Origin of the sequence: Planosporangium mesophilum, from assembly GCF_016863255.1 — a bacterium.
Lineage (GTDB): Bacteria > Actinomycetota > Actinomycetes > Mycobacteriales > Micromonosporaceae > Planosporangium > Planosporangium mesophilum.
In genome coordinates this window covers 14,738-40,783 of record NZ_BOON01000069.1, presented here as the reverse complement: position 1 = coordinate 40,783, position 26,046 = coordinate 14,738, and the positions used below count along the sequence as shown (strand labels likewise).

The 26,046-nt window shown below is 70.1% G+C and carries 25 protein-coding genes; 9 read left to right on the top strand and 16 right to left on the bottom strand.

The window, feature by feature from the left end; all coding sequences use genetic code 11:
* The 5 genes from Pme01_RS28890 to Pme01_RS28870 all read right to left on the bottom strand — a co-directional run.
* The coding region (locus Pme01_RS28890) for a methyl-accepting chemotaxis protein (protein WP_203935948.1) at positions 1-1,158 on the bottom strand (1,158 nt) is incomplete at its 3' end.
* A 173-nt stretch (positions 1,159-1,331) separates the two neighbouring features.
* A complete protein-coding gene (locus Pme01_RS28885; RefSeq protein WP_168113822.1) occupies positions 1,332-2,009 on the bottom strand; it encodes a hypothetical protein in 678 nt (225 codons plus the stop codon).
* Positions 2,002-2,436: a hypothetical protein gene (locus Pme01_RS28880; RefSeq protein ID WP_168113823.1), complete on the bottom strand. Its 435-nt coding sequence runs from the start codon at positions 2,434-2,436 to the stop codon at positions 2,002-2,004. Before Pme01_RS28880 ends, Pme01_RS28885 begins: the two co-directional genes overlap by 8 nt.
* 87 nt (positions 2,437-2,523) lie before the next feature.
* Positions 2,524-4,482, bottom strand: coding sequence for a vWA domain-containing protein (locus Pme01_RS28875; RefSeq protein ID WP_203935947.1), 1,959 nt, complete (start codon positions 4,480-4,482; stop codon positions 2,524-2,526).
* A gap of 3 nt (positions 4,483-4,485) precedes the next feature.
* Positions 4,486-5,901, bottom strand: a complete 1,416-nt coding sequence (locus tag Pme01_RS28870) for an AAA family ATPase (RefSeq protein ID WP_168113825.1) — start codon at positions 5,899-5,901, stop codon at positions 4,486-4,488.
* Between the two features lie 122 nt (positions 5,902-6,023).
* Between Pme01_RS28870 and Pme01_RS28865 the strand changes: the two genes are divergently transcribed.
* Complete coding sequence (locus Pme01_RS28865) at positions 6,024-6,794, top strand: 5-formyltetrahydrofolate cyclo-ligase (protein WP_168113826.1); 771 nt, start codon at positions 6,024-6,026, stop codon at positions 6,792-6,794.
* A 3-nt stretch (positions 6,795-6,797) separates the two neighbouring features.
* Here the strand turns inward: Pme01_RS28865 and Pme01_RS28860 are convergent, their stop codons facing one another.
* On the bottom strand, positions 6,798-7,715 hold the full coding sequence (locus Pme01_RS28860) for a LysR family transcriptional regulator (protein WP_168113827.1): 918 nt from the start codon (positions 7,713-7,715) through the stop codon (positions 6,798-6,800).
* An 85-nt stretch (positions 7,716-7,800) separates the two neighbouring features.
* Between Pme01_RS28860 and Pme01_RS28855 the strand changes: the two genes are divergently transcribed.
* Positions 7,801-8,799 (top strand): threonine ammonia-lyase, encoded by a 999-nt coding sequence (locus Pme01_RS28855; RefSeq protein WP_203935946.1) that lies wholly within the window; start codon positions 7,801-7,803, stop codon positions 8,797-8,799.
* Between the two features lie 25 nt (positions 8,800-8,824).
* On the opposite strand, the gene Pme01_RS28850 is transcribed toward Pme01_RS28855, so the two are convergent.
* The 3 genes from Pme01_RS28850 to Pme01_RS28840 all read right to left on the bottom strand — a co-directional run bounded on the left by Pme01_RS28850 (position 8,825) and on the right by Pme01_RS28840 (position 11,638).
* Positions 8,825-9,631 carry a PP2C family protein-serine/threonine phosphatase gene (locus Pme01_RS28850; RefSeq protein WP_168113828.1) on the bottom strand — a complete coding sequence of 269 codons (807 nt, stop codon included), beginning with the start codon at positions 9,629-9,631 and terminating at the stop codon, positions 8,825-8,827.
* Positions 9,632-9,872: 241 nt separating this feature from the next.
* A complete protein-coding gene (locus Pme01_RS28845) occupies positions 9,873-10,736 on the bottom strand; it encodes a diacylglycerol/lipid kinase family protein (protein ID WP_168114090.1) in 864 nt (287 codons plus the stop codon).
* A gap of 74 nt (positions 10,737-10,810) precedes the next feature.
* Positions 10,811-11,638, bottom strand: a complete 828-nt coding sequence (locus tag Pme01_RS28840) for a DUF1206 domain-containing protein (protein WP_168113829.1) — start codon at positions 11,636-11,638, stop codon at positions 10,811-10,813.
* A gap of 62 nt (positions 11,639-11,700) precedes the next feature.
* Here Pme01_RS28840 and Pme01_RS28835 point away from each other — a divergent pair, with 62 nt between their 5' ends.
* Complete coding sequence (locus Pme01_RS28835; protein WP_168113830.1) at positions 11,701-13,158, top strand: phosphatase PAP2 family protein; 1,458 nt, start codon at positions 11,701-11,703, stop codon at positions 13,156-13,158.
* Positions 13,159-13,161: 3 nt separating this feature from the next.
* On the opposite strand, the gene ctaD is transcribed toward Pme01_RS28835, so the two are convergent.
* Together ctaD and Pme01_RS28825 are read right to left on the bottom strand one after the other, a co-directional pair.
* Positions 13,162-15,138, bottom strand: coding sequence for an aa3-type cytochrome oxidase subunit I (ctaD, locus tag Pme01_RS28830; protein ID WP_168113831.1), 1,977 nt, complete (start codon positions 15,136-15,138; stop codon positions 13,162-13,164).
* A 38-nt stretch (positions 15,139-15,176) separates the two neighbouring features.
* Positions 15,177-15,572 carry a PPOX class F420-dependent oxidoreductase gene (locus Pme01_RS28825; protein WP_168113832.1) on the bottom strand — a complete coding sequence of 132 codons (396 nt, stop codon included), beginning with the start codon at positions 15,570-15,572 and terminating at the stop codon, positions 15,177-15,179.
* Positions 15,573-15,667: 95 nt separating this feature from the next.
* On the opposite strand from Pme01_RS28825, the gene Pme01_RS28820 reads away from it, so the two are divergent.
* Both Pme01_RS28820 and Pme01_RS28815 read left to right on the top strand, forming a co-directional pair.
* Positions 15,668-15,928, top strand: a complete 261-nt coding sequence (locus Pme01_RS28820; protein WP_168113833.1) for a hypothetical protein — start codon at positions 15,668-15,670, stop codon at positions 15,926-15,928.
* A gap of 146 nt (positions 15,929-16,074) precedes the next feature.
* The gene (locus Pme01_RS28815) at positions 16,075-16,707 is read left to right on the top strand and encodes a ThuA domain-containing protein (protein ID WP_239088523.1); all 633 of its coding nucleotides are present in this window, start codon (positions 16,075-16,077) and stop codon (positions 16,705-16,707) included.
* Here Pme01_RS28815 and Pme01_RS28810 read toward each other — a convergent pair.
* Both Pme01_RS28810 and Pme01_RS28805 read right to left on the bottom strand, forming a co-directional pair.
* Entirely contained in the window at positions 16,689-16,904 is a 216-nt protein-coding gene (locus tag Pme01_RS28810) for an antitoxin (RefSeq protein WP_168113835.1), read from the bottom strand. The genes Pme01_RS28815 and Pme01_RS28810 overlap by 19 nt on opposite strands.
* A gap of 238 nt (positions 16,905-17,142) precedes the next feature.
* The gene (locus Pme01_RS28805; protein WP_203935945.1) at positions 17,143-18,558 is read right to left on the bottom strand and encodes a helix-turn-helix domain-containing protein; all 1,416 of its coding nucleotides are present in this window, start codon (positions 18,556-18,558) and stop codon (positions 17,143-17,145) included.
* Between the two features lie 173 nt (positions 18,559-18,731).
* On the opposite strand from Pme01_RS28805, the gene Pme01_RS28800 reads away from it, so the two are divergent.
* From Pme01_RS28800 to Pme01_RS28790, 3 genes are all read left to right on the top strand, one after another.
* Positions 18,732-18,980: a hypothetical protein gene (locus tag Pme01_RS28800; RefSeq protein WP_168113837.1), complete on the top strand. Its 249-nt coding sequence runs from the start codon at positions 18,732-18,734 to the stop codon at positions 18,978-18,980.
* A 158-nt stretch (positions 18,981-19,138) separates the two neighbouring features.
* Positions 19,139-19,354 (top strand): hypothetical protein, encoded by a 216-nt coding sequence (locus tag Pme01_RS28795; protein WP_168113838.1) that lies wholly within the window; start codon positions 19,139-19,141, stop codon positions 19,352-19,354.
* Positions 19,355-19,403: 49 nt separating this feature from the next.
* A complete protein-coding gene (locus tag Pme01_RS28790; RefSeq protein WP_308441120.1) occupies positions 19,404-20,051 on the top strand; it encodes a helix-turn-helix domain-containing protein in 648 nt (215 codons plus the stop codon).
* 32 nt (positions 20,052-20,083) lie between these two features.
* On the opposite strand, the gene hrpA is transcribed toward Pme01_RS28790, so the two are convergent.
* Positions 20,084-23,959, bottom strand: coding sequence for an ATP-dependent RNA helicase HrpA (hrpA, locus tag Pme01_RS28785; RefSeq protein ID WP_168113840.1), 3,876 nt, complete (start codon positions 23,957-23,959; stop codon positions 20,084-20,086).
* Positions 23,960-24,141: 182 nt separating this feature from the next.
* Positions 24,142-24,486: an STAS domain-containing protein gene (locus tag Pme01_RS28780; RefSeq protein WP_168113841.1), complete on the bottom strand. Its 345-nt coding sequence runs from the start codon at positions 24,484-24,486 to the stop codon at positions 24,142-24,144.
* Positions 24,487-24,628: 142 nt separating this feature from the next.
* Here Pme01_RS28780 and Pme01_RS28775 point away from each other — a divergent pair, with 142 nt between their 5' ends.
* Positions 24,629-25,000 carry a DUF6401 family natural product biosynthesis protein gene (locus tag Pme01_RS28775; protein WP_168113842.1) on the top strand — a complete coding sequence of 124 codons (372 nt, stop codon included), beginning with the start codon at positions 24,629-24,631 and terminating at the stop codon, positions 24,998-25,000.
* Here Pme01_RS28775 and Pme01_RS28770 read toward each other — a convergent pair.
* Positions 24,997-25,992, bottom strand: a complete 996-nt coding sequence (locus Pme01_RS28770; RefSeq protein WP_168113843.1) for a mechanosensitive ion channel family protein — start codon at positions 25,990-25,992, stop codon at positions 24,997-24,999. The two genes, Pme01_RS28775 and Pme01_RS28770, sit on opposite strands and share 4 nt — an antisense overlap.
* Between the last annotated feature and the right edge of the window lie 54 nt (positions 25,993-26,046).

The following is a 26,046-nucleotide window of genomic DNA, read 5'->3' as shown; positions in this document are numbered from 1 at the left end:
CGAGGTGATCAGCCTGACCACGTCGCCGATCTCGGCGCTGGACTGGCCCAGCTTGGAGATGGTGTCGTTGGCCTGCTCGGCCGCCTTCACCGCGCCCTGCGCCACGTGCGCGGCGTCGGTGGCGTTGCTGGCGATCTCCCTGATCGAGGCGCTCATCTCCTCGGCACCCGCCGACACCGTCTCCACGTTGCGTGAGACCTGCTCGGCGGCGGCCGACACGTTGTCGGCCTGGGCGCTGGCCTCCTCGGCGCTACCGGCGATCTGCTGGCTGACCGCCGACAGTTCCTGGGCGGCGCCGGCCAGCGTCTCGCTACTGGACCCGATGGTGGTGACGGTCTCGCGCAGGCGTGCGGTGGCGGTGTCGAGGCCGCTGGCCATCTGGCCGATCTCGTCACGGCTGGACACGCCCGCCGTCCGGGTCAGGTCACCGGCGGCGAGCCCGTCGACCACGTCCGACACCCGGCGCAGGGAGCCGATGATGTTGCGGGCCACGAACAGGCCGAACGCCACGGCCAGCAGCAGGCCGACGGTCAGGAAGGTGATCGTCGTGGTGCGGGCGCTGTTGTACGTCGCGGTGGCCAAGTCGCTGCGGCGCTTGGCGTCGGCCGTCTCCCGGGAGACGATCTGATCGGCGATCGCCGAGGCCTTGGCGATCTGCGGTGCGGTGACCGTGTCGCGCACCTTCTCGATGGTGGCGAAGTCGTTGCGCCGGCTGGCGTCCATCATCTGCTGCCGGTCACGCTGGTAGTCCGCCCAGGCGGCGCGGAGCTGGGTGACCAACTCCGGCGCCACCGACTCCTTCTCGTACATGGCCAGCCTGGCCGCGAATCTCGCGTCGTCGTCCTTGACCGCCTGCTCGTACTTGGTCATGTTCGCGTCGGTCGTCGAGAGCGCTTGGTTCAACACATCCATGCGGGTGTCGCGCATGTCGATCACCACCTCCTCGATGTGTTGCAGGGGTAGCAGGCCGCCCACGTACAGCGACGTCGCCGTGCTGTTGAGCGCCGACATCTTCGTCAGCGACAGGGTGCCCACACCACCCGCTGTGACAGCGAGAAGCCCGATCACGATCAGGATTTTCGTGTTCATGCGCCGGTTGGCCACCCAGCGGCCGAACCCACCCAACGCCGACGCGCCAACCTTGTCCGGCACAGCCATCATCTCTCCCACTCACGCAAGCAGCTCTTGATCACCGGCATGGGGCACACCGTCCGCACCACCGCATTCCGTTCCCACATCGGGCGGTCGGGCGAGACGCTGAGTAAATCCCAACAAATGGGTAACGCCGTGATCCCGAGGCTCGGCCGCGAACCCCCGCCACCCTCGACGCGCTATCCCCTGGCTGAGCGCGAAGAAGCCAGCTTCCAGGCCCCGATGCCGGCACCCGCGACGAGCATCGTCCCGACGCCCCACCACAGGGTGGCCGACGGACCTCTGGCTGAGTCCAGCAGGATGGCGTAGGCGACGGCGATGCTCACGACGACGGCGACGACCGCGGGCAGCGTGAACAGTGCCGACCTGGGCCGGCGCAGCAGCGTACCGAGGAAGTCGATGACGACCAGCGCGGCGGCGGCGGCGCCCATGCCGATGGTGAACTCGCGTACCTCGACCGCGACGTCGGGCCGGTCGAGCCGGTACGCCAGCAGCAGCAGGGCCGCGGCGAGCGCGGCGGCGAACACGAGGCCCGACGCGAGTTCCCAGGCCGCGGGCAGTGGCCGCTGCCGGTCCTGCCGCTTGCGGGGGATGTACTCCCACGCCTGTGCCCGGAAGTAGCGGCTGGCGAGGTGGCCGAAGCCGATGAGCGTGGCGCCGGCGAGCAGCGGCCCGACGTAGCTGTGGCTGGCGAACCAGACCAGCGCCGCTACGCACAGGCCGACGGGCGGGCCGGTCAACGCCGCGATCAGCCAGGAGATCCGGAACGGCCGCCGGGCTTCGGGCAGGTCCAGCGGGTGTACGAGTGGTTGTACGGCGGGGTCGGGGAGATCGACGAGTTCGGTGACGTCATTCATGGCTGCTCCAGGGGACGCGATCGATGAAGGAGGCGCTGAGGTTTCCCCGGCTGATGTCGTAGACCTTCTGTCGCGACACGCCGAGGCGTGCGGCCACGGTCACGGCGCTGAAATCGTCGAGCAGGGAATCCACGGCGAGGGCCCGTACCGCCGATGCCCGTGAATTGAGGTGGGCGGCGAACGCGCTCACCTCCGCCGCGAGCAGCGCCACGGCCAGCGGCCCACCGAAGCGGTTCGCCCAGTCCTCCTCGCCGCTCTTCGCGGTGGCGTACAGGACGTCGCCGCCGTCGGCCAGCACCTCCCGTACACGCTCGGGGGTGAGACCGCTCTCCACGAGCCGGGCGCGGACGTCGTCTCGTACGTCGGTGGGTCGGTGGGCGAGGACCTCGTCCCAGGCCGAGTTGTCACCCCTGGGTTGACGCTTCATCGCCTCAGGATGGCCGTCCACAAGGCGCGCTGTCAACCCCGGGGTGACATCAGTGGGTGGCCGCGGTACTGGCGATGAGCCGCGCGATCACCGGCCCCGGCGTCCGCGCCTCGCCCGGAGGTAGTCGTCGACCACGTACCGGCCCAGGTCCTCGGCGTCCGGGGTGAACACCCGCCCGCCGCTTCGCCTGGCCACCGCGTCGACGAACCGGCGCAGACCCGGCTCCGCGCCGAGCATGAACAGGTTGAGCGTCGCACCGTACCGGGTCAGGTTGTCCACTTCGGACACGGTGGCGCGGATGGTCTCGTGCAGGGGCGGCCAGCAGAACACCGCCTCCCCGTCGTCGGACAGGTGCGCGGTCGGCTCGCCGTCGGTGACGACCAGGACGACCGGCTCCGACTCGGGGTGGCTGCGCAGGTGCCGGCCGGCGAGCCTCAGCGCGTGCTGGAGGTTGGTGCCCTGCACCATGTCCGGCTCGATGGCGGCGAGTTCGGTCTGCGACAGCGTCATCGCGTACCGGCCGAAGCCGACGATCTGCAGCGCGTCCTGTGGGAAGCGGGTGGCGACGAGGTGGGACAGCGCGAGCGCGGTCTGCTTCATCGGCCCCCAGCGCCCCTCCGAGATCATCGAGAACGACAGGTCGACGCAGAGCGCCACCGCCGCCGACGCCCGGCGTTCGGTCTCGACGACCTCGAAGTCCTCGACGGCCAGGGCCACCGGGGTGGCCGGTCCCGCCCGCCGGACCGCGTTGCCGACCGTACGGACCACGTCGAGCGGCTGCTCGTCGCCGTACTCCCAGCGCCGGGACGCCCCGGTGATCTCGCCCGCGGCGCCGGCGGAGCGCAGGTCGTGCTGGCCGCGCCGGCCGCCGTCGAGCTGGGAGAAGACCGTACGCAGGGCGGTGCCGCCGAGCCGGCGCAGCGCCTTCGGGCTGAGCGTCAGCCCGTCCGGGCCGCGCGTCACCCAGCCCTGGCGGCGCAGCTCGCGCTCCAGTTCCCGCAGCCGCCGTACGTCGTCGCCCGAGCCCCGGCCGAGGTTGCGCTCCACGGCCTCGACGTCGATGTCGTCGAGGGTCGCGCCGGGGTGCTCCTGGCCGAGCTGGTCCAACAGGTCGTCGAGGTCGGCGATCTCCTCCAGGGCCCCGGCGGCCTCGCCGTACCCGAGCTCCTGCTGGCCGCGCATCTGCTCACGGCGCCCCCACGGCAGGTCGGGGCGCAGCGCGCGGAGGTTGTCGGTGAGCGCGGCCATCTCGGTGGCCAGGCCGGCGTCGCCGAACGCCTGCGCCATGAGCTGTGACAGCTCTTCGCGCTGCTGCGGCGACAGCGACCGCATCAGTCGCTCGCCGGCGGCGGCGCGCCGGGCGAGCGCGTCGACCAGTTCGTCGACCGACTGCGGGTTCTCCGGGAAGAACTCGCCGTGCTCGGCCATGAACTCGCGGAACGCGTCGGTGGTGTCCTCACCGCGGGCGTGCCGGGCCAGCAGGTCGTTGAGGTCGCCCATCATGTCCTTGAGCCGCTGGTTCGCCTGCGGGTCGGACATCCCCCGCAGCGCGTCGCGCATCCCCGCGAACCGCTGTTCGAGGACGTCGCGGCGCAGCCCGTCGAGGATCTGCTGGTACATCTGGCGCGCCTCGTCGCTGGACCAGTCGTACTCCGACAGCTCCTCCACCGCCCGGGCGGTGGACCGGGGCAGGTTGTCGAGCATTGCCTCGGCGAACCGGGCATCGGAGTCGTCGCGGCGGCCCAGCTCGTCCCGCTCGGCGGCGAGCGCCTGGTCGAGCAGCGCCTGCGCCCTGGTGACCGCGCCGTCCAGGTTGCCGCGCCGCAGCGCCTCGCGGCGCATCCGGCGGGCCCGGGCGGCCAGGTCGTCCAGGCCACGGTCGCCCTGCGGGCCTCGGCGCAGCAGGTTGCGCAGCGCGTCCCGCAGGCTGCCGCCGGCCAGCACGTCGTTGCCGACCGCGTCCACGGCGGCGCGCACGTCGTACGGCGGCGCGAGCGGGTCGGGCCCGCCGCGCCACTCCCCGTACCGGTACCGGTTGGTCGCCATCACTCAGACTCCGTACACGGTCCGGCCGTTGTCGGTGAGGTCCTTGGACAGCCGGCGTGTCAGGTGCAGTCCCTCCAGGACGAACTCGATTCCGGCCGCGGCCTCGCCGCGACTGGGCGCGTCGCCGAGCCCGAGCCGGTCGAGCACCTTCGCCAGCCCCGGCACGGTGCCGACCTGGCGCAGCAGTTCGTCGGCGCTGACCAGTTCACCGGTCTCGATGACGCTGCCCTCGGCGACCAGGTTGGTGAAGCCGGACAGGTCGATCCCGGCCAGGCGGGAGTGGAACGTCTCGGCGGTCGCGATCCGCAGCAGGTGGGCGAGGATCTCGACCTCCCGGCCCTCCTCGCCGCTCTCGAACTCCACCTTGCCCCGCAGCGTGCTGGTGACCGAGACGGTGTCGCAGACCCGGGCGACCGGCTCGTCCTCGCCCAGCAGGCCGGCGCGGCGCAGCGCCGAGGCGGCGACGGTCTCCGCCGCGGCGATGGCGAACCGGGCCGACACACCGGACCGGGCGTCGACCGACGGCGCCTCGCGGACCGCGCGGGTGAACCGGGCCAGCACCTCCAGCAGGTGCTCGGGTACGGCCGCGACGACCTCGGCCTCCTGCTGGATCAGCTCGGTCTCCAGGTCGAGGTCGAGCGGGTAGTGGGTACGGATCTCGGCGCCGAACCGGTCCTTGAGCGGCGTGATGATCCGGCCGCGGTTGGTGTAGTCCTCCGGGTTGGCGCTCGCCACCAGCAGCAGGTCCAGCGGCAGGCGGAGCTGGTACCCGCGGATCTGGATGTCGCGCTCCTCCAGCACGTTGAGCAGCGAGACCTGAATCCGCTCGGCCAGGTCGGGCAGCTCGTTGACGGCGAAGATGCCCCGGTTGGTACGGGGTACGAGTCCGAAGTGGATGGTCTCCGGGTCACCGAGGGTACGACCCTGGGCCACCCGGATCGGGTCGACGTCGCCGATCAGGTCACCGACGCTGGTGTCGGGCGTGGCGAGCTTCTCGCCGTAGCGCATCGACCGGTGCAGCCACCGGACCGGCAGGTCGTCGCCGTACTCGACGGTCTGGCGCAGTGACCCCGGAGTGATCGGGTGGAACGGGTGCTCGTTCAGCTCCGAGCCGGCGATCACCGGCGTCCACTCGTCGAGCAGCGCGATCAGCGACCGCATCACCCGCGTCTTGCCCTGCCCGCGCTCGCCGAGCAGGACCACGTCGTGACCGGCGAGCAGGGCGCGCTCGAGCTCGGGCAGGACCGTATCCCCGTACCCGACGACGCCGGGAAAGCGCGGGGCGCCGTCGCGGAGCCGAGCGATGAGGTTCTCGCGTAGCTCCTGCTTGACGGTGCGGTACCGGTGGCCGCTGGCACGCAGTTCGCCGAGCGTGCGCGGCAGATCGGACGGTGGGGTGGGCACAACCGTTTCTGTCACGCATCGACGCTAGCTCGCGATTGTGACAAGCGCTGACAGGGTGGGGCCCCGATCAGCCTTGCACCGTGCCTCCGGGCCGCCGCCAAGCCGGTCAGGTCATCCGCGACGGTAGGGTACGCCGCATGCCACGACGCGCTCCTCGCCACGGCCACGACGCCGGGGGCGATCCCGACCTGCTCGCGGCGAAGGCGGCGCTGCGCGAAGAGGTATGGGCCGCGCTGACCGCCGCACGGGTCGCCCGTTTCCCCGGTGCGCCCGGCCGCATCTCGAACTTCGTCGGCGCGGAGGCGGCCGCCGAGCTGCTTCGCGCCAGGCCGGAGTGGGGCGGCGCCGAGACCGTCAAGGCCAACCCCGACTCGGCGCAGCTTCCGGTACGCCAGCGGGCGCTGCAGGACGGCAAGACGGTGTACATGGCGGTGCCGCGCCTCGCCGAGCCCGACCCGTTCTTCCTGCTCGACCCCGACCACCTCACCGACCCGCCGCGCAAGGCGGCCTCGATCAGTGGCGCGACCCGATCGGCCCGGCGGATCGCGGTGACGGACCTGTCGGCGGTCGACCTCGTCGTCACCGGCTGCGTCGCGGTCGGCGAGGACGGGGCGCGGCTGGGCAAGGGCGGGGGCTTCGCGGACCTGGAGTACGCGCTGGCTTCGGCGGCCGGTCTGATCGGCCCGCGCACGCTGGTCGTCACCACGGTCCACGAACTGCAGGTACGCCCGGCCGGCGCGGTACCGGTGACGGCTCACGACGTACCCGTCGATCTCGTTGTGACGCCGGAGCGGGTGATCGACTGCCGCGCGGCGCGGGGCCCGCGGCCCGAGGGCGGGATCCGGTGGTCGGAGCTGACCGAGGAGAAGATCGCCGCGATCCCGCTGCTCACCGCGCTGCGCCCGTAACGATCACGGCCGGGCGGCGGCGGTGAGCTGGCGTACCAGCGCGGTCGTGGCCGGCGGGTCGGGCGGCTCGCCGTACACGGCGGCGAAGACCTCCCGGCTCATCCCGGGCAGCGCCTCCGCCCGTACCGCCGGGTGGCGGTGGGCCGTCAGGGCCAGCTCAGGCAGCGTGGTCACGCCCAGCCCGGCGGCGACCAGCGCCTGTACCGCCACGAAGTCGTCGGTGGTGAACGCGATGTTCGGCGCGAAGCCGGCCTCGGCGCAGGCGGACAGCAGGTGCGCCCGGCAGCGCTCGCAGCCGCCGATCCAGGCGGCGTCGGCGTACCCGGTCAGGCCACTCGAAGCGGCCGGCGCGTCCGCGGCGACCACTGCGTCCGCGGCGACCACTGCGTCCGCGGCGGTCACCAGGAAGATCGGCTCGGTGAGCAGGGGCAGCCGGCGCACGCCGTCACCGGCCGGTACGGCCGCCCCGGCGTACTCGAACGCCACCGCCACGTCCACCTCACCTGCCCGCAGCATGCGCAGCGCGTCCGGCGGCTCGGCCTCGACGAACTCCAGCCGGACCCCCGGGTGCGCGGCGGCGAACGCCTTCGCACCGCGAGGGACGAACGTGCCCAGCGCGGACGGGAACGCGGCCAGCCGGACCCGCCCGGCCCGTACGCCGGTGACCTCGGCCAACTCGGACTCGGCGGCGGACAGCCGCCCGAGGATCTCCTCGGCCCGCTCGGCGAGCAGTCGGCCCGCGGCGGTCAGCCGGACCCCTCGGCCGACCCGCTGCACCAGTCGCGCTCCGGTCTCGGCCTCCAGGCGGGCGAGGTGGTGACTGACCGACGGCTGGGCGTACCGCAGCGCCTCTGCCGCGGCGGTCACCGAGCCGTGCCGGGCGACCGCGGCAAGCACCCGGAGGCGGGTCACGTCGAGCATCCGACCAACATATCAATATGGCCGATGGGTTCACGAGAAGAGTGGCATTAGACCTATAGGTCGTCCGGGCCGCACCATGATTGCCATGACCAGTGTGCTCACCAGGGCCGTTGAGCCGACGACCGACGCGTTGACCATGGCTGACGTGCTCGAGGCCGGCCGGGTGATCACCCGGTACCTGCCGCCCACGCCGATGTGGACCTACCCCGCGCTGGACGATCTCGCCGGCGCGACGCTCCACGTCAAGCACGAGAACGTACAGCCAGTCGGGGCGTTCAAGGTGCGCGGCGGGGTGGCCCTGCTCGCCGGGATGCCGGCGGCGGAGCGGGAGCGCGGGCTGGTCACGTGGTCGACCGGCAACCACGCGCAGTCGCTGGCGTACGCCGGTCGGCTGTTCGGCGTGCGTACCGTGATCGTGATGCCGGCCGCCGCGAACGAGTGCAAGGTACGGGCGGTGCGGGCGCTCGGCGGCGAGGCCGTGCTCCACGGGGCGGACATGGGCGAGGCCCAGGCGCACGCCGAGCACCTGGCCCGCGCCGAGGGCCTGCGGCTGGTCAGCCCGGGCGACGAGCCCGCGCTGCTGGCCGGCGTCGGTACCGCGTACCTGGAGATGCTCACCGCCGTGCCGAACCTGGACGTGCTGGTCGTACCGATCGGCAGCGGTACCGGCGCGGCCGCGGCCTGCGTGGTGGCCGCCGCGCTGGCCCCGGCGTGCGAGGTGATCGGCGTGCAGTCCTCGGCGGCGCCCGCCGCGTACGAGTCGTGGCGCGTGGGTGACCTGGTCAGCCGGCCGAGCCGTACCGTTGTGGAGGGGCTGGCGACCGGCCGCGGGTACGGCCTGCCGCAGCGGCTGATGGCCGGGCGGCTGGCCGACTTCGTCCTCGTCGACGACGCCGAGATCGCGGCCGCGCAGGCGGTACTGGCCAGCCACGCGCACACCCTCGCCGAGGGCTCGGGCGCGGCGTCGCTCGCCGCCGTGCTGACCCGTCCGGAGCGGTTCGCCGGACGGCGGGTCGGCGTTATGTGCAGCGGCGGGAACGCCTCCGCGGCCGAGCTGGCCGCAATCGCCGGCGCCTGTCGCTGACGAACAAACGACGATCAGGCGGCGATCAGGGAGACGCCGGCTCGGGATCCCCGACGGCCGCGCCGAGCACGACCGGCTGCACGCCGCCGGCGTCGCCCTCGGCGACGTCCGCGACGATGACGGTGACGTTGTCGGTCGCGCCCTCGTACAGCGCCAGCGAGACGAGCTGGTTGGCGCACATCTGGGGGTCGGGGTAAGCCAGCAGCGTCGCGGCGATCGCGTCCGCGGAGACCGCCTCGGACAACCCGTCGCTGCACAGCATGTACCGGTCGCCCACGACCGCGGGGCGTACCGAGTACCGCGCCTCGACCTGCCGGCCCTGCAACGCGCGCGTCACCACCGAGCGGTGCGGGTGGGTCGCCGCCTCCTCGGGCCCGATGGCGCCCTCGTCGAGGAGCATCTGCACGTACGTGTCGTCCTTGGTCACCTGCTGCAGGTCGCCGTCGCGCAGCCGGTACGCCCGGGAGTCGCCGACGTGCACCATGCTGATCCGGCCGCCGGCCAGCAGGATGGCGGTCAGGGTGGTACCCATGCCCTCCAACGCCGGGTTGGCCGCCACCTCGTCGCGGATGCGGCGGTTGGCGTCCTCCGCCGCGGCCTGCAGGTGTTCGACGAGCATGTCCGCCGGGTCCTCGACGGCCCGGGCCGCCGCGAGCCGGTCCAGCGGGCCGATCGCGGCGATGGTGAGCCGGCTGGCCAGGTCGCCGGCGGCCATCCCACCCATGCCGTCGGCGATGACCGTCAGGTACGGACCGGCGTACGCCGAATCCTGATTGGCCGGGCGCACCGTGCCCCGGTCGCTGCGGGCGCCATAGCGCAGAACGAAGCTCACGACGTCACCTCACCGCTGCCGACGGTACGACCTCCGACGGCATGGTGGGGCTCAACCGCGCTGAGCCTCGTGGTCCGCTCGCTTCGCTCGCTCACACACGACCTCCTGGATCGGTGGACTCCGCTAAGTATGGTCACCCACCGGCCCCTTGTGGCTAGCGGTGTCTGTACGCACTATCGCGCATCATGTCGTGTTTGAGCCCGTCGCATGGTGCGGTTGGGCGGGAAGACCGACGGAACGTTCATTCCCCGGGTACGCAGAGGCACAGCGCGCGGTCCCGTACCGTCACCGCGAGTGTCCGGCCGGGCTCGATGACGTCGCCATCGAGTTCGCGGGGCTGCGCGCGGTCGCTGGTGACCTCGACCGACCGGGCCCGGAACGTCTCGAACCGCGCGATGTCGCGCTGCCGGCGCAGGACTCCCCACGCCAGCGACAGCCAGTGGCCCAGCGTGCGCGGGTACAGCACGGCCACGTCGAGGTAGCCGTCGTCGGGCTCGGCGTCCGGCAGCAGTGGGATGCCGCCCTGGAGCCGCCCGACGTTGCCGACCAGCACGGTACGGGCCCGCCGGCGCATGGGAGGCCGGGAGTCGAGCCGGATCCGTACCCGCATCGGCCGGCTGCGCAGTCGCCCGAGGCCGGCGAACAGGTACGCGAGCCAGCCGACGCGCCGCTTGAGTGGCTCGGGGGTGGCCTGGAGCATCTCGGCGTCGAAGCCCATCCCGGCCATGACGGTGAAGCAGCGGTCGCCCACGACCCCCACGTCGATGCGGCGACGCCGCCCGCCGACGGCGATCGCGACGCCCTCCGCCACGTCGGACGACAGGCCGAGGTTGGCGGCCAGCAGGTTGCCGGTACCCGAGGGCAGGACCGCCAGGGCCACGTCGGTGCCGGCGAGTTCGGTCGCGCAGGCCATGACGGTGCCGTCGCCGCCGAAGGCGAACACCACCGAGACGCCGCTGGCGATCGCGTGCCGGGTCTGTCCGCAGCCGGGATCGGACGGGGTGGTCTCCAGCCACAGCGGCTCGGGCCAGCCGGCCTCCGCGAGCGCCCCGCAGATCTCCCGCCGGCGTTCGTCGAGGTCGAGGACCTTCGACGGGTTCACCACGACGGCCGAGCGGGTGGCGGGTACCGTCTCCGGCGGCGCCGCCGCAGACGAGGCCGGCGCGGGGGAGGAGTCCGTCACGCGCCGACCTTCCGGTACCTGGCCTGGAAGAAGCAGTACGCGCCGAACGCCGCGAACCCGGTCGCGACTCCGAGGAGTGCGAGCGGCCCGGCCGGCTGGTCGACCAGCAGGCGCAGCGCCCCGTCCAGCCCGCGCGCACGGGCGGCGTTGTGCTTGGACGCGGCCTGGCAGAGCAGCACGCCGACGATCCCGAAGGCGATGCCCTTGGCGATGTAGCCGGCCTCGCCCAGAACGGTCGCCGTCCGGCGGGCCGACCGGCTCATCCGGCCCAGCATCAGGCGCTTGCAGAACGCCCGCCGCGCGCCGTAGGCCATCAGACCGATGCCGATGGCCACGACGACGACGCCGGCGAGCCCGACCAGCCACCGCCCGGCCGGATGGGCCATGACCCCGGCCGTCGCCTCCTGCGCCTGCCTGGCCTGTGAGGTGGGCGAGCCCACCACCACCTTGTACGCCGTCCAGGCCAGCCCCGCGTAGACGACCGCGCGCACCGCGGAGGCGACCCGCTCGGCGGTACGGGAGAAGCCGCGCTCCTGGCGGTGCCCGACGAACGCCAGCAGCAGTTGCCAGACCGCCATGGCGGCGAGGCCGACCACGCTCACCATCAGCGAGAACCGACCGAACGGCTGCTCGGCGAGGTACCGGAACGCCCCGGCCTGGTCGCCCTCACCCGTCGGGTGGCCGAGCGCGATCTGCGCGGCGATCCAGGCGACGGTCAGGTGCAGCAGCCCGTACCCGACGAAACCGATCCGGGTCAGCACCTCGAGGATGTCGCTGCGCGCAGCCCGATGGGCGGTTCTGCGTGCGGAATGGACGACAGTCATGGCCCCGGTATCCCCGCGACAGAGGTCGATTCAAACCTGAAGGCGATGGGTACCACGGCCGCGTGATCGACAACCCTGATCGTTCCGGTCGCAACCTCGCCCGCGTCGCGGCCGTTCCCGTCGCCGCGCTGGTGTTCGCCGCGCTCACGCTCGCGGTACGCGCCCGCTGGCTGCCGCTGGAGTCGGTGGACCAGGGTCTGGCCGCCGACCTGAACCGGACGGTCGCCGCCAACCCGTCGGCGGTGTCGGCGCTGCGGTTCGTCACCCAGCTCGGCGGCCCCACTTTCCTCGCGTGCCTGGTCGCCGTCGTCGCCGTACTGCTGGCGGTGCGCCACCGGTTCCGGCTCATGACGTACCTGCTGGTCACCGGCGCGGGTGCGTTGATCCTGGACCCGGCGCTCAAGCGCGCGATCGGGCGGCTGCGGCCGGTGGTGGAGCACCCGGTGGCGGTCGGCGGCGGCAACAGCTTCCCCAGCGGGCACTCCCTCGGGGCGATGATCGTGTACGGGGCGCTGCTGTTGATCTTCGCCCCGGCGCTGTCCGGTCGCGCCCGTCGGGCCCTCACGGTCGCCGTTGGCGTGCTGGTCGTGGCGGTCGGATTCAGTCGGTTGGGCCTCGGCGTGCACTTCCTCTCCGACGTGATCGGGGGCTGGTGCCTGGGTGTGGCGTGGCTCGGCGTCACCACGTTCGCCTTCCAGCTACATCGGCAGCAGACAGGCCGCCGGGCGACCCGACCACTGGCCGAGGGCCTGGAGCCGGAGGCCGGCGACGACCTGAAGCCGGCCGGCGTGCCGGACCTCGCGGACGTCCGCCACGCCGTCGCCGGCACCGCGGTCGCCTGGATCCTCGTCTTCGGCGCGCTGTGCGCGGTCGGCACGCCGCTGGCCCGGTATCACGGCGGCAACGGCAACATCCTCGGCGACCACACCGTCCCGCACTGGCTGGCGGCCCACCGTACGCCCTTCTTCGACCAGGTCAGCGATCTCGGCGGCCGGGCCGGCAACACGCACATGATCCTCGCCGTCGGCCTGGTCGCGGGCGCCGTCGCACTGCTCGTCACCCGGGGTTGGCGACCGGTGGTGTTCCTGCTCGTGACGATGTTCGGCGAACTGACCCTGTTCCTGGCCAGCGCCGCGTTCGTCCAGCGGGCGCGGCCGGACGTGCCGCACATGGACGGGCCGCTGCCCACGTCGAGCTTCCCGTCGGGCCACGTCGCGGCGACGATCCTGCTGTACGCCGCGATCGCGGTCCTCGCCGTGCCGCGCGTAGGGCGCGGGTGGCGGTGGCTGTTCGTGGCGATCGCGGTCCTGATGCCGCTGTGGGTGGCGTGGTCGCGGATGTACCGCGGCATGCACCACCCGACCGACGTGCTCGGCAGCATGATCCTCGCCGCCGGCTGGCTGACCGCGACGGTCCACTTCATCCGACCCAACCGGGCGCCCGTCCGCACGCTCGACGCAATTTCCCGGAGGGTGCTGCCTCAGACCCTGCGGGAGACCACGACGTCGGGGAAGTTCTGAGGATCACCGGATGTCCTGGGGCGGGCGGACCCCCCGCATCGGGATGTCCCGGCCGTAGTCGGCGATGAGTTGGCCGTACTTCACGTCGAACGCGGGACGCTCCGACCGGATGCGCGGGATGTACTCGAAGTTGTGTGGCGGCGGCGGGCAGCTCGTCGCCCACTCCAACGAGTTCCCATACCCCCAGGGGTCGTTGACCGTGACCTTCGGCCCGTACTTGAACGACTTCCACACGTTCCACAGGAACGGCAGTACGGAGGCGCCGAGGATGAACGAGCCGATGGTCGAGATGGTGTGCCAGGTGGCGAACCCGTCCTGGGGCAGGTAGTCGGCGTACCGCCGGGGCATGCCCCGGGCGCCGAGCCAGTGCATCACCAGGAAGGTGGTGTGGAAGCCGATGAACGTCAGCCAGAAATGGATCTTGCCAAGGCGCTCGTCCAGCATCCGCCCGGTGATCTTGGGGAACCAGAAGTAGATCCCCGCGTACACCGAGAACACGATCGTGCCGAACAGCACGTAGTGGAAGTGCGCCACCACGAAGTACGTGTCGTGCACGTGCCAGTCGATCGGCGGCGAGCCGAGCAGCACCCCGGTCAGCCCACCGAGCAGGAACGTGGTCAGGAAGCCGAGGGCGAACAGCATCGGCGACTCGAAGGTGAGCTGCCCCTTCCACATGGTGCCGATCCAGTTGAAGAACTTGATCCCGGTCGGCACCGCGATCAGGAACGTCATGAACGAGAAGAACGGCAGCAGCACCTGGCCGGTGGCGAACATGTGGTGCGCCCAGACCGTCATCGAGTAGGCCGCGATCGCGAGCGTGGCGGCGACCATCCCCTTGTACCCGAACAGGGGTTTGCGGCTGAACACCGGGACGACCTCGCTGATGATGCCGAAGAACGGCAGCGCGACGATGTACACCTCGGGATGGCCGAAGAACCAGAACAGGTGCTGCCACAGCATCGGGCCGTTGTAGCCGGGGTCGTAGACGTGCGAGCCGAGGATCCGGTCGGAGAGCAGGACCAGCAGCGCGGCGGCGAGGACCGGGAACGCGAGCAGCACCATGATCACCGTGGCCAGCATGGTCCAGGTGAAGATCGGCATCCGGAACATCGTCATGCCGGGCGCCCGCAGCGTGACGATCGTGGTGAGGATGTTGACCCCGGCGAGGATCGTGCCCACGCCGGACAGGACCAGGCCGACGATCCACATGTTCGCGCCGACGCCCGGCGTGTTGTCCGCGTGGCTGAGGTTGGCGTACGCGGTCCACCCGAAGTCCGGCGGCCCGTTGGGCACGATGAAGCCGCCCATCACGACGGCGCCACCGAAGATGAACAGCCAGAGCGAGAGGTTGTTGAGCCGGGGGAACGCCACGTCGGGCGCGCCGATCTGCAACGGCACGATGTAGTTGGCGAAGCCGAACGCGACCGGGGTCGCGAACAGCAGCAGCATGAGCGTGCCGTGCATGGTGAAGAGCTGGTTGTACTGCTCGGTCGACAGGAACTGCAGCCCGGGCCGGGCCAGCTCGGCGCGCATGACCAGGGACATCAGGCCGGCCGCCAGGAAGAACACGTACGACCCGATCAGGTACATGATGCCGATCTTCTTGGCGTCCGTGGTCCTGATCCAGTCGAGCAGTACCTGCCCCGGATGCCCGTGGTGCACCGGGCCGGGATAGGGCTCGATCCGCTGTGGCCTGGGCTTGCGCTCCACCTCCGAGGGGCGGGTCGGTGCCAGGGTCGCGCCGGAGGCCTCATGGGTACGCAGGTGCGGGGCCGGTGGCTTCCGGACGCCCTCGCGCGCGAGCTCCCACTCGTCGGTGGATTCGAGGTCCCGGTCGTCCCGGTACTGCGGTGGTTTGACCGCCTCCCGAGGCTCGGGTATCCGGGCCGGCCGCGCGCCCTGCCGACCTGGATCGAGCGGGCCGACCGGCGGGTCGTGGCTCTCGGAGCGCGCTGAGGAGCGGCGACGCTTTCCGAACATAGGGCGCGACCTACCCCGCCCCGAGGCGCCAAACCCGCTTACAGGGGTTGGGTGACCACACTCGTCGGGGCCAGCCGGCACACCACGCGTACCGAGTCCGGGGCGTACTCCTGGTACGGCCCGTTCAGGTACCGCTGGGCCAGATTGTTGATCAGCTCCTGGCCGCCCTCCTGGGTCATCCTCACCTGGCCGCGCGCCTCGAAGTAGCGGTACGGGTCGGCCGGGTCGTAGGCGCAGATCGAGATCCGGGGGTCCCGCTTCATGTTCTTCGTCTTGCGCCGCCCCAGGATCGTGGAGAACACGATCTCGTCGCCGTCGCGCATCGCCCAGATGACGCTCGACTGCGGGCCACCGTCGGGGTTGAGCGTGCTCAGCACCACGAAGGTGTTGCGGTCGAGCAGCTCCTTGGCCAGTTCCGGAAGTGCCACAGCCATGCGCCGGCACTACCCCTGGCGTCGCGGCGACTAACCTCCGCTCCTGCGGGGCAGGTGCTCAGGTGACGGCGTGAACGCGAGGGGAGGCGGTAAGGGTGTCGAGCTTCGAGACGGATCACGGCTGGGAAGGCCAGGTCGGCCGGATGGCCATCGAAGCGACCTGCAGCCGGATCCAACCGATTCTCGATCGGATCCACGAGCGGTACGCCGGCCGGCCGGTTGACGAGATCAAACCGGTACTGGCCAGGGAGTGGACCGAGGGTACCGGTGGCGGTTCGATCAGCGACCCGGACCTGACGCGGTACGCCTCGGTCATCAGCGCCGGTCGGCGGATCGTTCTCAGGCCCGAGATCTGACAGCTCCCGCGCGCGACCGTACGGGCCGTGGGCGGGAACGTGCCACGTCGGCGCGACCATCTCCCGCGCCGACGTGGCGCATGCGATGCTCGCGGTGCTGGCCGACCCGGCCACGGTCAAACAGGCGGTGGGGGTGGCGTACTGACATGAGCGGACGGCTTCTCGTCTTCACCAGGACCCTCGGGTACCGGCACGAGTCGATCCCGGCCGGCATCGAGGCCGTACGCGAACTGGCCGGGATGAAGGTGGACGCCACGGAGGAGCCCGACGCGTTCGCCGGGTACGACGCTGTGGTCTTCCTCAACACGAGCGGGGACGTGCTCGACGACGCGGGGAGGTCCGCCTTCGAGAACTACATCCGCGACGGCGGCAACTACGTCGGCGTGCACGGCGCCGCGGACACCGGGTACGACTGGCCCTTCTACGGCCGGCTGGTCGGCGCCTGGTTCGACCGGCACCCGGAGGTGCAGCCCGCGACGGTCCGAGTGGTCGACGCCGACCATCCGGCGACCGCCGGGCTCGATCCGGAATGGGCCCACACCGACGAGTGGTACGACTTCCGCGCCAACCCGCGCGGGCGGGTACGGGTACTGGCCACAGTGGACGAGTCGTCGTACTCCGGCGGGACGATGGGCGCCGACCACCCGATCGCCTGGTGCCACGAGAACCTCGGTGGCCGGGCGTTCTACACCGCCCTCGGGCACACCGTCGAGGCGTACGCGGACCCGGCTTTCCGGCGCCACCTCGCCGGCGGACTCCGCTACGCCGTCGGGGGCTGACCTGTCGGGGGCTGACCCGTGGTGGTGTCGCCCTCGCCGGTGCGCTCCTTGGCGGTCTGCACGCCCTTGGCGATGTGCTCGCTGTACCGGCCCTCGGTGCGCCGGTCGATCTGCTCGCCGACCTTGTCCAGCGCCTTGTCGATCTTGTCGTCGTGCTTGCCGACGAGTTCCTTGGCCTTGTCCAGGAATCCACTCATGGGACCGTTACTGCCCTGCTCGCGCCGTCGGCAAACCGGACCCACCCGACTCGTGATCATCGAGGCTTGGGCGCTATCGGTGACGGCAAAGCATCCTCACGTTCGTTCAAACTGGCCACGCTAGTGATCAAGGATTTCTTTGTATCGCCGATCAGTGGCGGACGACTGTTGCGCATCTAGCGACGGAGGGCAGGAGGCCGAGCCGCGTCGGGAGCACCCGAGTTGAGCATGGGAGCGTTCATGCGATCGTCGGCGCGATTTCCGCATGGTGAAGCCAGGCGAGACGCAGGCACGCGGCGCCACTGGGTGCCATCGACTCGGTGGTCAGGAGACGCTCAACGGTCGACCCGTCGAAGGTGAACTCTTCAGCATCGACCTCGCCCTCGTCGTTGTACTTGACCATGTTGCCGAAGATGTAGTCGAACGTTTCGGCCTCGAATACGGCAACGGTAAGCACGTCACCCACATAATTCAGCGCGTCGACGCCTACACCAAGACAGTAGGCACGGATTCTGCCATCTTTGCGTGCCGCGTCCAGCGAACGGAATGGTTCTTCGTTCTCGTAGTCAATTGGCGACCCTCCGCCGTCGTGCTCAGGATTTCCAAGGTATTCTTCGCTGTATTCTCTCATCACGTTCCGCCAGAGGTTGAAATCTGGTGAGTTGGGCGCGGGAAGGACGGACGCTGGTTGAAAAACGCCCGTCGGGAACACGCTTAACATCCCGCCCGCGATCGCAACCTTGGCCGGATTCCGTCGAAGCAGGAAGAATGTCGCCCCAGCCTTACTGTAGCGAATCGTGAGCGTGCTTATCGACATCAGTAGCGGATACTGCGCCAGTTCGAATGGGTCCCGCATCAGTCGGCGGAAATTCAGAGCTTCCCAGGCGATATGATCGGGCGCGAGGTTCCTGTTCTCGTCGGTGGCAATAAGAGCAACTTCGTGGGCCAGTGACTCGCCAAAATCAATCATGTCGAAGTAACACATACTGCCCAGCGTGAGACGTAGTGCAAGGCGATCGTTACCCGACTCATCGCCAGTACATACGTTAAGTAGGCGGTAGCACAGTCGATTTTCGAACAGCCGAGGACGAGCTAGGTCACGCATAGCACGGTGATATCTCGTATACGCATGGCCTGGTTCGATAAGGGGCCGCACGCGCAGCGTTTCACGTTCGCCCCCGTCGACCGCCGGCCTCGACACATCTTCCTGCCATTCCAGTTCGACCAATTCGAGGTCGACAGGCTTCGCAAGCCGCCAGTTCGGCGGCATGAGAGTGCCCGTTCCCTCCAGTCGAATGGAATTTGCATACAGTCGACTCACGAAATGAGTCAGATCCGTTCGATGTGCCGTCAAGAAGCGCCGTGTTCTCAGCCACTCCTGCTGGCTTTCGGCAACTGGGCCATCCGGCATTAGGCTGTCATCACGGCCGTCCGCCTCGGCAAGGCCGAGAAGCCTATGGGGAATCCTCAACCCATCAGCGAATCGCTCAAAGAGATCCAGCGAAGTAACTCGCCTGGTTCCTCTTTCCAGCTCACTGACATGAGGCTGCGGAATCCCTATGAGTATTCCAATATCCGTTTGGCTCGCCCCTGTCCAACGACGAAATACTCGCAGTACCGTACCCATATCGCGCTCCGCAAGCGCTTGGGCCATCTCCGGCCGCTCCCATAGACCCGGAGGCGCCGCAGGGTGGTAAGGCCGTCGCCGTCGCTGCGCGTCCATGCCTGCTCCCTATCGGAATGCCCATACAGTCGTGGTATACGATCGTCAGCTTTCAATGTAGTCCATAGTGCGATTTTCTCGGCGTATGTCAACGCACGCCCAAGGTGGCACTCGCCCTCGACGGGCACGTGGCCGACCCGGCGCCGCATCTGGTCACCGCCGTGCTGCTGCACGACGCCCCGGAGTACGCCCCGAACAACATCGACTTGGACGCACTGCTAACAGCCCGGTTCGGATCCTCGGTCGCGGCGACCGTGCGGGCGCTGGAGCACGCGTTCCACACCACCGTCGCGCCGCACCTGCCACCGAGCATGGCTGGCGACCTGCCCCGGTTCGTGGTCCGAGCCGAGTAGGTGACCGGCCCGCGCTCCCCGGACGCGTCGTGAAGCCGCCACGCCCCACGACGGCGACGAGACCGACCGCCGGTTGGACATTCTCAGGGCCCACTGCCGGACGGCCTGTACCGGACGGCCGAACGGAAAGAGACGCACTGATGTTGGGCGGTGATCACATGGCGCTGCCGATGCCGGAGTTTCCCGACCGGCCGTACGTGCGCGACATCTACGAGGGACAACGTCGAGGATTCCCCATCTTCGACACCACTGCATATGAGGTCTATCGGGCAGCGCTGACGAGTCAAAACGGCCTGAGCGATGACCCGAAGGTGAACGACGTCCTTCGCCCCCTCGCCGAGCAGGCGCAGCAATGGTTGCGGCAGAACCGCTGATGGCCCGATCAGCGTCGCGGCGTGGAGCGGCGGCAGCGGGGGGTGCGCGATGAGCGATCGTAGGTCGACCCAGGTGGGGACCGGTGAGTCCGCTCGAGACCGCAGGATGCCGCGCGATGGACAGGCCGGCGCAGACGGCGGGCCACATGCGCTTGTGCGGCTCTCGTTCGGGGAACTCGTCGCCCGACGTAGACGTGACCTCGGACTTAGCCAGAACCAGCTTGCCGACCGGATCTGTGCCCTGTCCGGCCGATCCACACTCACCAGGCACGAGGTGTCCCGGTACGAGCGCGGCGTGAGACTGCCGGGGCAAACATTCCTCGTGGCCTACGCTGCCGCGCTCGACCTTCAACCCGTCGTGCTGGTCCGAGCGGTGCACGTAGCCCGCGCCCGTCGTCAAACGCGCGCCCCGGGTAGGGATGACACGCACCGGCCGGTGGCTTCCGTTTCGTCAACGAGGCCGTTTTCCGGTACAAGCGAACGGCTGGGCGACGGGAACGAGTACCGCTCACCCGAGCCGGACGAGAAGCCGGCTGTGCCGAGCGATGGATGGCGGGTCAAGCTCATCCTGCGGATCGGCGAGTCCTCGGGTATCGCAGACGAGCCGGTGTTCGTCCTCGTGGTGCGGCCGCGCGCCGACCTCTCGGTAAGCCAGACCCGTGATCACCGAGACTTTTGGGCGTCACCGCGCCCATAACTCTCGGTGATCATGGGAGTGGGGGCGGGCGGCTAGAGCGCGTCCATTGCACGGTAGATGCGCTGTTCGGAGACGGGGTACGGCGTCCCCAACGACTGCGCGAACAGGCTGACCCGCAACTCCTCGACCATCCAGCGGATGCGCCGCAGGTCGGGCGAGTCCGGTACCTCGGTGCGCAGTTGCTCGTACTCCTGCCAGACCTGCTCGACGGTCGCCGTCGACTGCCGGTCGCGCTGCAGGTTACCGCCGACCCGGTCCAGCCGGTGCTCGATCGCCTTCAGGTAGCGCGGCAGTTCGCCCAGGTACTCCCAGCCGGTGTCGGTGACGAACCCGCGGTAGATGAGCCGGGAAAGCTGCGCTCGCATGTCCGCCAGCGCGGCCACCAACGCCAGGTTGGACGTGGCGGCCAGACGCTTCTCCACGGCGTACGCGCCTGCCAGGATCGGCTGCACCTCGGTGACGATGGCGAAGACCGTGTCGGGAAGGTTGGGCCGTACGAAGTCGCGCAGCCGGTCGAAGCCGGCCGAGTCCCACGCCGGCCCGCCCGCGTCGGTCATCAGCTTGTCCAGCGCGGCGGTGACGCAGTCGTCGATCAGGTCGGCGGCGCTGCGGTGCGGGTTGCGGCTGAGCGCGAGCTTCGCCTGGTTGGTCAGGCGGCCGTTGACCACCTTGACCGGTGATCCGACGGTCAGCTGCAGCAGCCGCCGGGTACCCAGCCACATCGCCGCCTGCTGCTCGGCCGGCGAGTCGAAGACCCGGATCGCGACGCTGTCGCCCTCGTCCACCAGGGCCGGGTACGCGGTCACCTCGAAGCCGGCCCGGACCTGCCGGACCGTGCGCGGTACGTCCTCGAAGGAGCGCAGGCCGCGCTTCTCGACCGACCGCGCCGCGGCGGAGATGGTCTCCTGTACCTGCGGCTTGAGCTTCTCCCGCAGTGCGGCGAGGTCCTTGCCCTCCGCGAGGCGCTTGCCCTTCTCGTCCTCCACCCGGAACGTCATCCGCAGGTGGTCGGGCACCTTCGACAGGTCCCAGGCCGACCGTGGCACCGCGACTCCGCCCAGGTAGTGCAGTTCGCGTTCCAGGGACTCCAGCAGCGGACCGGTCCCGGGGGTCAGGCGCGTCAACGCGTCCGCCGCGAAGTCGGGTACCGGTACGAAGTTGCGCCGTACCGCCTTGGGCAGCGACCGGATCAGCGCCGTCACGAGGTCCTTGCGCAGGCCGGGGACCTGCCACTCGAACGGCTCCGCCGGTACCCGGGCGAGGACCGGCAGCGGGATGTGCGCGGTCACGCCGTCGGCCTCGGTACCCGGCTCGAACTGGTACGTCAGCCGCAGCTTCAGGTCGCCGACGACCCACACGTCGGGGTAGTCGCCCTCGCTGATCCCTCCCGCACCCTCGTTGATCAACATCGACTTCTCGAAGCTGAGCAGGTCGGCATCGGCCCGGCGGGCCTTCTTCCACCAGGCGTCGAAGTGGCGACCGGAGACGACGTCGGCCGGGATCCGCTTGTCGTAGAACTCGAACAGGGTCTCGTCGTCGACCAGGATGTCGCGGCGACGGGCCCGGTGCTCCAGGTCCTCGACCTCGTCCAGCAGCTTCCGGTTGTCGTGGAAGAAATTGTGGTGGGTCTGCCAGTCGCCCTCGACCAGGGCGTGCCGGATGAACAGCTCCCGGGCCAGCGGCGGGTCGACCCGACCGAAGTTGACCTTGCGCCGGGCGACGAGCGGGAGGCCGTACAGGGTCACCTTCTCGTACGCCATGACGGCGCCCTGCTTCTTCTCCCAGTGCGGCTCGCTGTAGCTGCGCTTGACCAGGTGCCCGGCGAGAGCCTCGGCCCACTCGGGCTCGATCTTCGCGTTGACCCGCGCCCACAGCCGCGACGTCTCCACCAGTTCGGCCGACATCACCCACCGGGGCTGCTTCTTGAACAGCGCCGAACCGGGGAAGATGCCGAACTTGGCGCCGCGGGCGCCCAGGTAATCCTGCTGCTTCTGGACGTCCTTCAGACCGAGGTGGCTGAGCAGGCCGGCGAGCAGCGACTGGTGAACGGCCGTGCCCTCGGCGGGGGTCTGCGTGTTCGCGGTGACGCCGAGGTTCTTCATGACCTGCCGGAGCTGGCCGTAGATGTCCTGCCACTCGCGTACCCGCAGGAAGTTCAGGAACTCCTTCTTGCACATCCGCCGGAACTGGTTGCTGGACAGCTCCTTCTGCTGCTCCCGCAGGTAGTTCCACAGATTCAGGTACGTGAGGAAGTCGGATTCCTTGTCGACGAAGCGGGCGTGCGCCTGCGTCGCCGCCTCCTGCCGGTCGACCGGCCGTTCCCGCGGGTCCTGGATGGACAGTGCGGCGGCGATGACCATGACCTCGTGTACGCAGCCGTTGCGCTCGGCTTCGAGGACCATCCGGCCCAGCCGGGGGTCGACCGGAAGCTGGGCGAGCTTGCGCCCGGTCGGGGTCAGCTTGTCGCCGTCGAGCGCGCCCAACTCGTGCAGCAGGTCGACGCCGTCCTTGATGTGGCGCCGGTCCGGCCCGTCGATGAACGGGAACGCGGCGACGTCGCCCAGGCCGAGCGAGGTCATCTGCAGGATGACCGAGGCGAGGTTGGTACGCAGGATCTCCGGGTCGGTGAACTCGGGACGGCTCGCGAAGTCGTCCTCGGAGTAGAGCCGGATACAGATACCGTCGCTGGTCCGCCCGCAGCGGCCCTTGCGCTGGTTGGCCGAGGCCTGGCTGACCGGCTCGATCGGCAGCCGCTGCACCTTGGTGCGGTGGCTGTACCGGGAGATGCGGGCCGTACCCGGATCGATGACGTACTTGATCCCCGGCACGGTCAGCGAGGTCTCGGCGACGTTGGTGGCGAGCACGACGCGGCGGCCGGTGTGCGGCTGGAAGACCCGGTGCTGCTCGGCGCTGGACAGCCGGGCGTACAGCGGGACGATCTCGGTGTTGCGGAGATCCATCTTGTTCAGCGCATCGGCGGTGTCGCGGATCTCCCGCTCGCCGCTGAGGAAGACCAGGATGTCGCCAGGCCCCTCGGCGGCCAGCTCCGAGACCGCGTCCCCGATCGCCTGGATCTGGTCGCGGACCTCGTCGGTGTCCTCGGGATCCTCGGAGGACTCGACGAGCGGCCGGTAGCGGACCTCCACCGGGTACGTCCGGCCGGAGACCTCGACGATCGGCGCATCCCCGAAGTGGTTGGAGAACCGCTGCGGGTCGATCGTGGCCGAGGTGATGATGACCTTGAGGTCCGGGCGCTTCGGGAGGAGCTGCTTGAGGTACCCGAGGATGAAGTCGATGTTGAGGCTGCGCTCGTGCGCCTCGTCGATGATCAGCGTGTCGTACTGCCAGAGCATCCGGTCGTGGGACAGCTCAGCCAGCAGGATGCCGTCGGTCATCAGCTTGACCAGGGTGTCGTCGCGTACCTGGTCGGTGAAGCGCATCTTGTAGCCGACGGCGGACTCCGACCCCAACTCCTCGGCGATGCGGTCGGCGACGGTACGCGCGGCCAGCCGGCGAGGCTGGGTGTGGCCGATCAGGCCCTGGACCCCGCGCCCCAGCTCCAGACAGATCTTGGGCAGCTGGGTGGTCTTGCCCGAGCCGGTCTCACCGGCGACGATCACGACCTGGTGGTCGCGGATCGCGGCCAGGATCTCGTCCTTCTTCTGGCTGACCGGCAGCGCGTCCGGGTAGGTGATCGCGGGTACGCCCTCGCGCCGCAGCGCGATGCGCTGCTCGGCGGTCTCGATCTCGGCCGCGATCTGCGCGGCCACCGCATCACGCGCCTCGGGCTTGCGGATCTTGCGTACGCCGTCGAGGCGCTGCCGCAGCCGGCGCTGGTCACGCAGCATCAGACCTGGCAGGCGGGCCTGCAGGTCTGTTTGCGGGGACGGCGCGGCGCTGGAAGGCATACGGCGCTCAAGGATAGGCAGGGCTGGCTCTTTCTTGCTCGTGGTTTCGACCACGGTATTCAACCGAGCGAGCCCCGCCCGCATTCCATGATCACGCCGCCCTCCCCCTGATCACCGAGAGTGTGCAGCGTAATGGCGCGGCACACTGGGTGATCACAGGGCGTCGGGGCCACTCGCGGTGATCATGAGACGTGGGTGCCCTGATCGGCGGCCGACGCCGTGAACACGTCGGTGAGGCCGGTGATGTGAAGCTGCCGCAGCACGAACGGGCTCGGGTTGCGGACGACGAAGTCGGCGCCGATCTCGTGGGCGGTGTTGTACCCGACGACCAGCGCGCCGATCCCGGTCGAGTCCATGAACGTCACCCGACGCATGTCGATCACCACGTGCGCCGGCTGCTGCCGCTTGATGGTGTCGACCAGCAGGGTGCGGAAGCCGTTGACGGTGGTCACGTCGAGTTCGCCGCGCACATCGATAACCGCCGCGCCGTCGGCCAGGTGTTGTGAGGTCACCAACGCGTTGCCCATGGTCACCTCCTGGCGTCGTGACTGCGAGGTACGTACTCGTACCCAGGACTGTCGGTGACCAACCGTACCGAAGAGGCGGACGTTCAGCGGAGGCACACCCGACCGAACGGATGATCGCAGCCCGTTTGTAATGTCTGCGCCCATGTCAGCCGCTTTTGGGAACCTTCGTCGGGATGCCGCTGTCTGGGGCGCAGAGATCGCGCTGGACCAGTTGCGAGCGCGGATCGCCACCAGCGGCATGGACGCCGTCCGGAGCCGGCCGGCGCTGCTCGCCGAGGTCGATCAACACGCGGCCGCGGTACGTGACACGCTGACCGAGGCCGCCGGCCGGATCAGCACGGTGGGGCTGGCCGCGTACGCCGACGGAGTGGTGGACGCCGCCGGCGGCAACGGGTGGCAGCTGCCTCCGGACACCGACGCGCCGGAGTGGTCGGCGCCCTCGTGGCCGCTGCTGCGGCTGCTCGCCGTCTGCGTGGTGGCGGAGTCGGTGACGGGGTACCCGGCGGACGCCTAGGGCGCGCGGTCATCCCGGGCGCGCGGGTTCGTCGCCGGACCGCTTCGCGTCGCGTCGTCGCCCGTGCCCGGTTCCCGGCCCAGGCCGCCAGGCCCCGGCGCCGGCCCGCCGGCGCGGGAGGTGCCCGGTGTCGGAGGTGTCGGCCCACCGGGAGTGGAGGTACCCGGCCGGTATGCGGGCCGTGCCCCGGCGCGCGCCGGCTCCGCCGGATGCGGCTCGCCGGCCACCGGCTCGCCGGCGGGCCGCTCCGCCGCGTACCGCTCGGCGGCGGCGCGCTGGCCGGCGGAGTACGCCCGCGCGTGCTCACTGATGGTGGCCGACTCGGCGCTGACCCGGTCGAGCCACCGCTCCAGACGGTTCTGCATCGGGCGGACCAGGCCACCGCCGACCCCGACGATCAGGATGCCGGCGATCGTGGCGAGCACCGCTACCAGGATCGGGGTCGTCACCGTGGTGGCGACGCCGATCTGGTTGAGCGCGGCGATCACGCCGATCGCGATGATGAACCAGGACGCGACGTTGGCCAGCGCCCGGCCGTAGGAGAGGCCGCCGAGCGCGCCGGTGATGAGGTCGCGTACGGCGCCGGCGATCGCGGACGCGACGACCACGATGATGACCGCGACGAACGCCCTGGGCAGCCACGCCACGATGCCACCGATCAGGGCGGACACCGGGTTCGGGCCCCAGACCCCGAAGGCGAGCTGCAGGGTGAACAGCAGCACTGCGTAGTAGACCAGCTTGGCGACGATGTCCGAGGCGTCGTAGCGGGAGCGGGCCAGCGCGGCCTTGATGCCGCCGCGCTCGACCCACCGGTCGAACCCGATCCGTTCCAGCACCGTGTCCACGACCTTCAGCAGGAGGCGGGCGACCAGCCAGCCGATGACGAGGATGGCGAGGAACGCCACGAATTTCGGTATGAACAGCACCACGTTGCGCAGCGCGTCGCTTATCGGCCTGGGTACGGCGGCGGAAGCGGCAAGGGACTCGGTCATACCGGGAGTCCTTCCTGTGAGGTTGGTCAACCCGGAGCGCCGGGTTGCTCCCTC

Coding starts and splice junctions, on each gene's coding strand:
- hrpA (WP_168113840.1), bottom strand. CDS start 23,959: ATGCCTTCCAGCGCCGCGCCGTCCCCGCAAACAGACCTGCAGGCCCGC.
- Pme01_RS28815 (WP_239088523.1), top strand. CDS start 16,075: ATGAGCGGACGGCTTCTCGTCTTCACCAGGACCCTCGGGTACCGGCAC.
- ctaD (WP_168113831.1), bottom strand. CDS start 15,138: ATGTTCGGAAAGCGTCGCCGCTCCTCAGCGCGCTCCGAGAGCCACGAC.
- Pme01_RS28880 (WP_168113823.1), bottom strand. CDS start 2,436: ATGAAGCGTCAACCCAGGGGTGACAACTCGGCCTGGGACGAGGTCCTC.
- Pme01_RS28810 (WP_168113835.1), bottom strand. CDS start 16,904: ATGAGTGGATTCCTGGACAAGGCCAAGGAACTCGTCGGCAAGCACGAC.
- Pme01_RS28840 (WP_168113829.1), bottom strand. CDS start 11,638: ATGACTGTCGTCCATTCCGCACGCAGAACCGCCCATCGGGCTGCGCGC.
- Pme01_RS28795 (WP_168113838.1), top strand. CDS start 19,139: ATGGCGCTGCCGATGCCGGAGTTTCCCGACCGGCCGTACGTGCGCGAC.
- Pme01_RS28825 (WP_168113832.1), bottom strand. CDS start 15,572: ATGGCTGTGGCACTTCCGGAACTGGCCAAGGAGCTGCTCGACCGCAAC.
- Pme01_RS28790 (WP_308441120.1), top strand. CDS start 19,404: ATGAGCGATCGTAGGTCGACCCAGGTGGGGACCGGTGAGTCCGCTCGA.
- Pme01_RS28770 (WP_168113843.1), bottom strand. CDS start 25,992: ATGACCGAGTCCCTTGCCGCTTCCGCCGCCGTACCCAGGCCGATAAGC.
- Pme01_RS28885 (WP_168113822.1), bottom strand. CDS start 2,009: ATGAATGACGTCACCGAACTCGTCGATCTCCCCGACCCCGCCGTACAA.
- Pme01_RS28805 (WP_203935945.1), bottom strand. CDS start 18,558: ATGGCCCAAGCGCTTGCGGAGCGCGATATGGGTACGGTACTGCGAGTA.
- Pme01_RS28875 (WP_203935947.1), bottom strand. CDS start 4,482: ATGGCGACCAACCGGTACCGGTACGGGGAGTGGCGCGGCGGGCCCGAC.
- Pme01_RS28855 (WP_203935946.1), top strand. CDS start 7,801: ATGACCAGTGTGCTCACCAGGGCCGTTGAGCCGACGACCGACGCGTTG.
- Pme01_RS28860 (WP_168113827.1), bottom strand. CDS start 7,715: ATGCTCGACGTGACCCGCCTCCGGGTGCTTGCCGCGGTCGCCCGGCAC.
- Pme01_RS28780 (WP_168113841.1), bottom strand. CDS start 24,486: ATGGGCAACGCGTTGGTGACCTCACAACACCTGGCCGACGGCGCGGCG.
- Pme01_RS28865 (WP_168113826.1), top strand. CDS start 6,024: ATGCCACGACGCGCTCCTCGCCACGGCCACGACGCCGGGGGCGATCCC.
- Pme01_RS28775 (WP_168113842.1), top strand. CDS start 24,629: ATGTCAGCCGCTTTTGGGAACCTTCGTCGGGATGCCGCTGTCTGGGGC.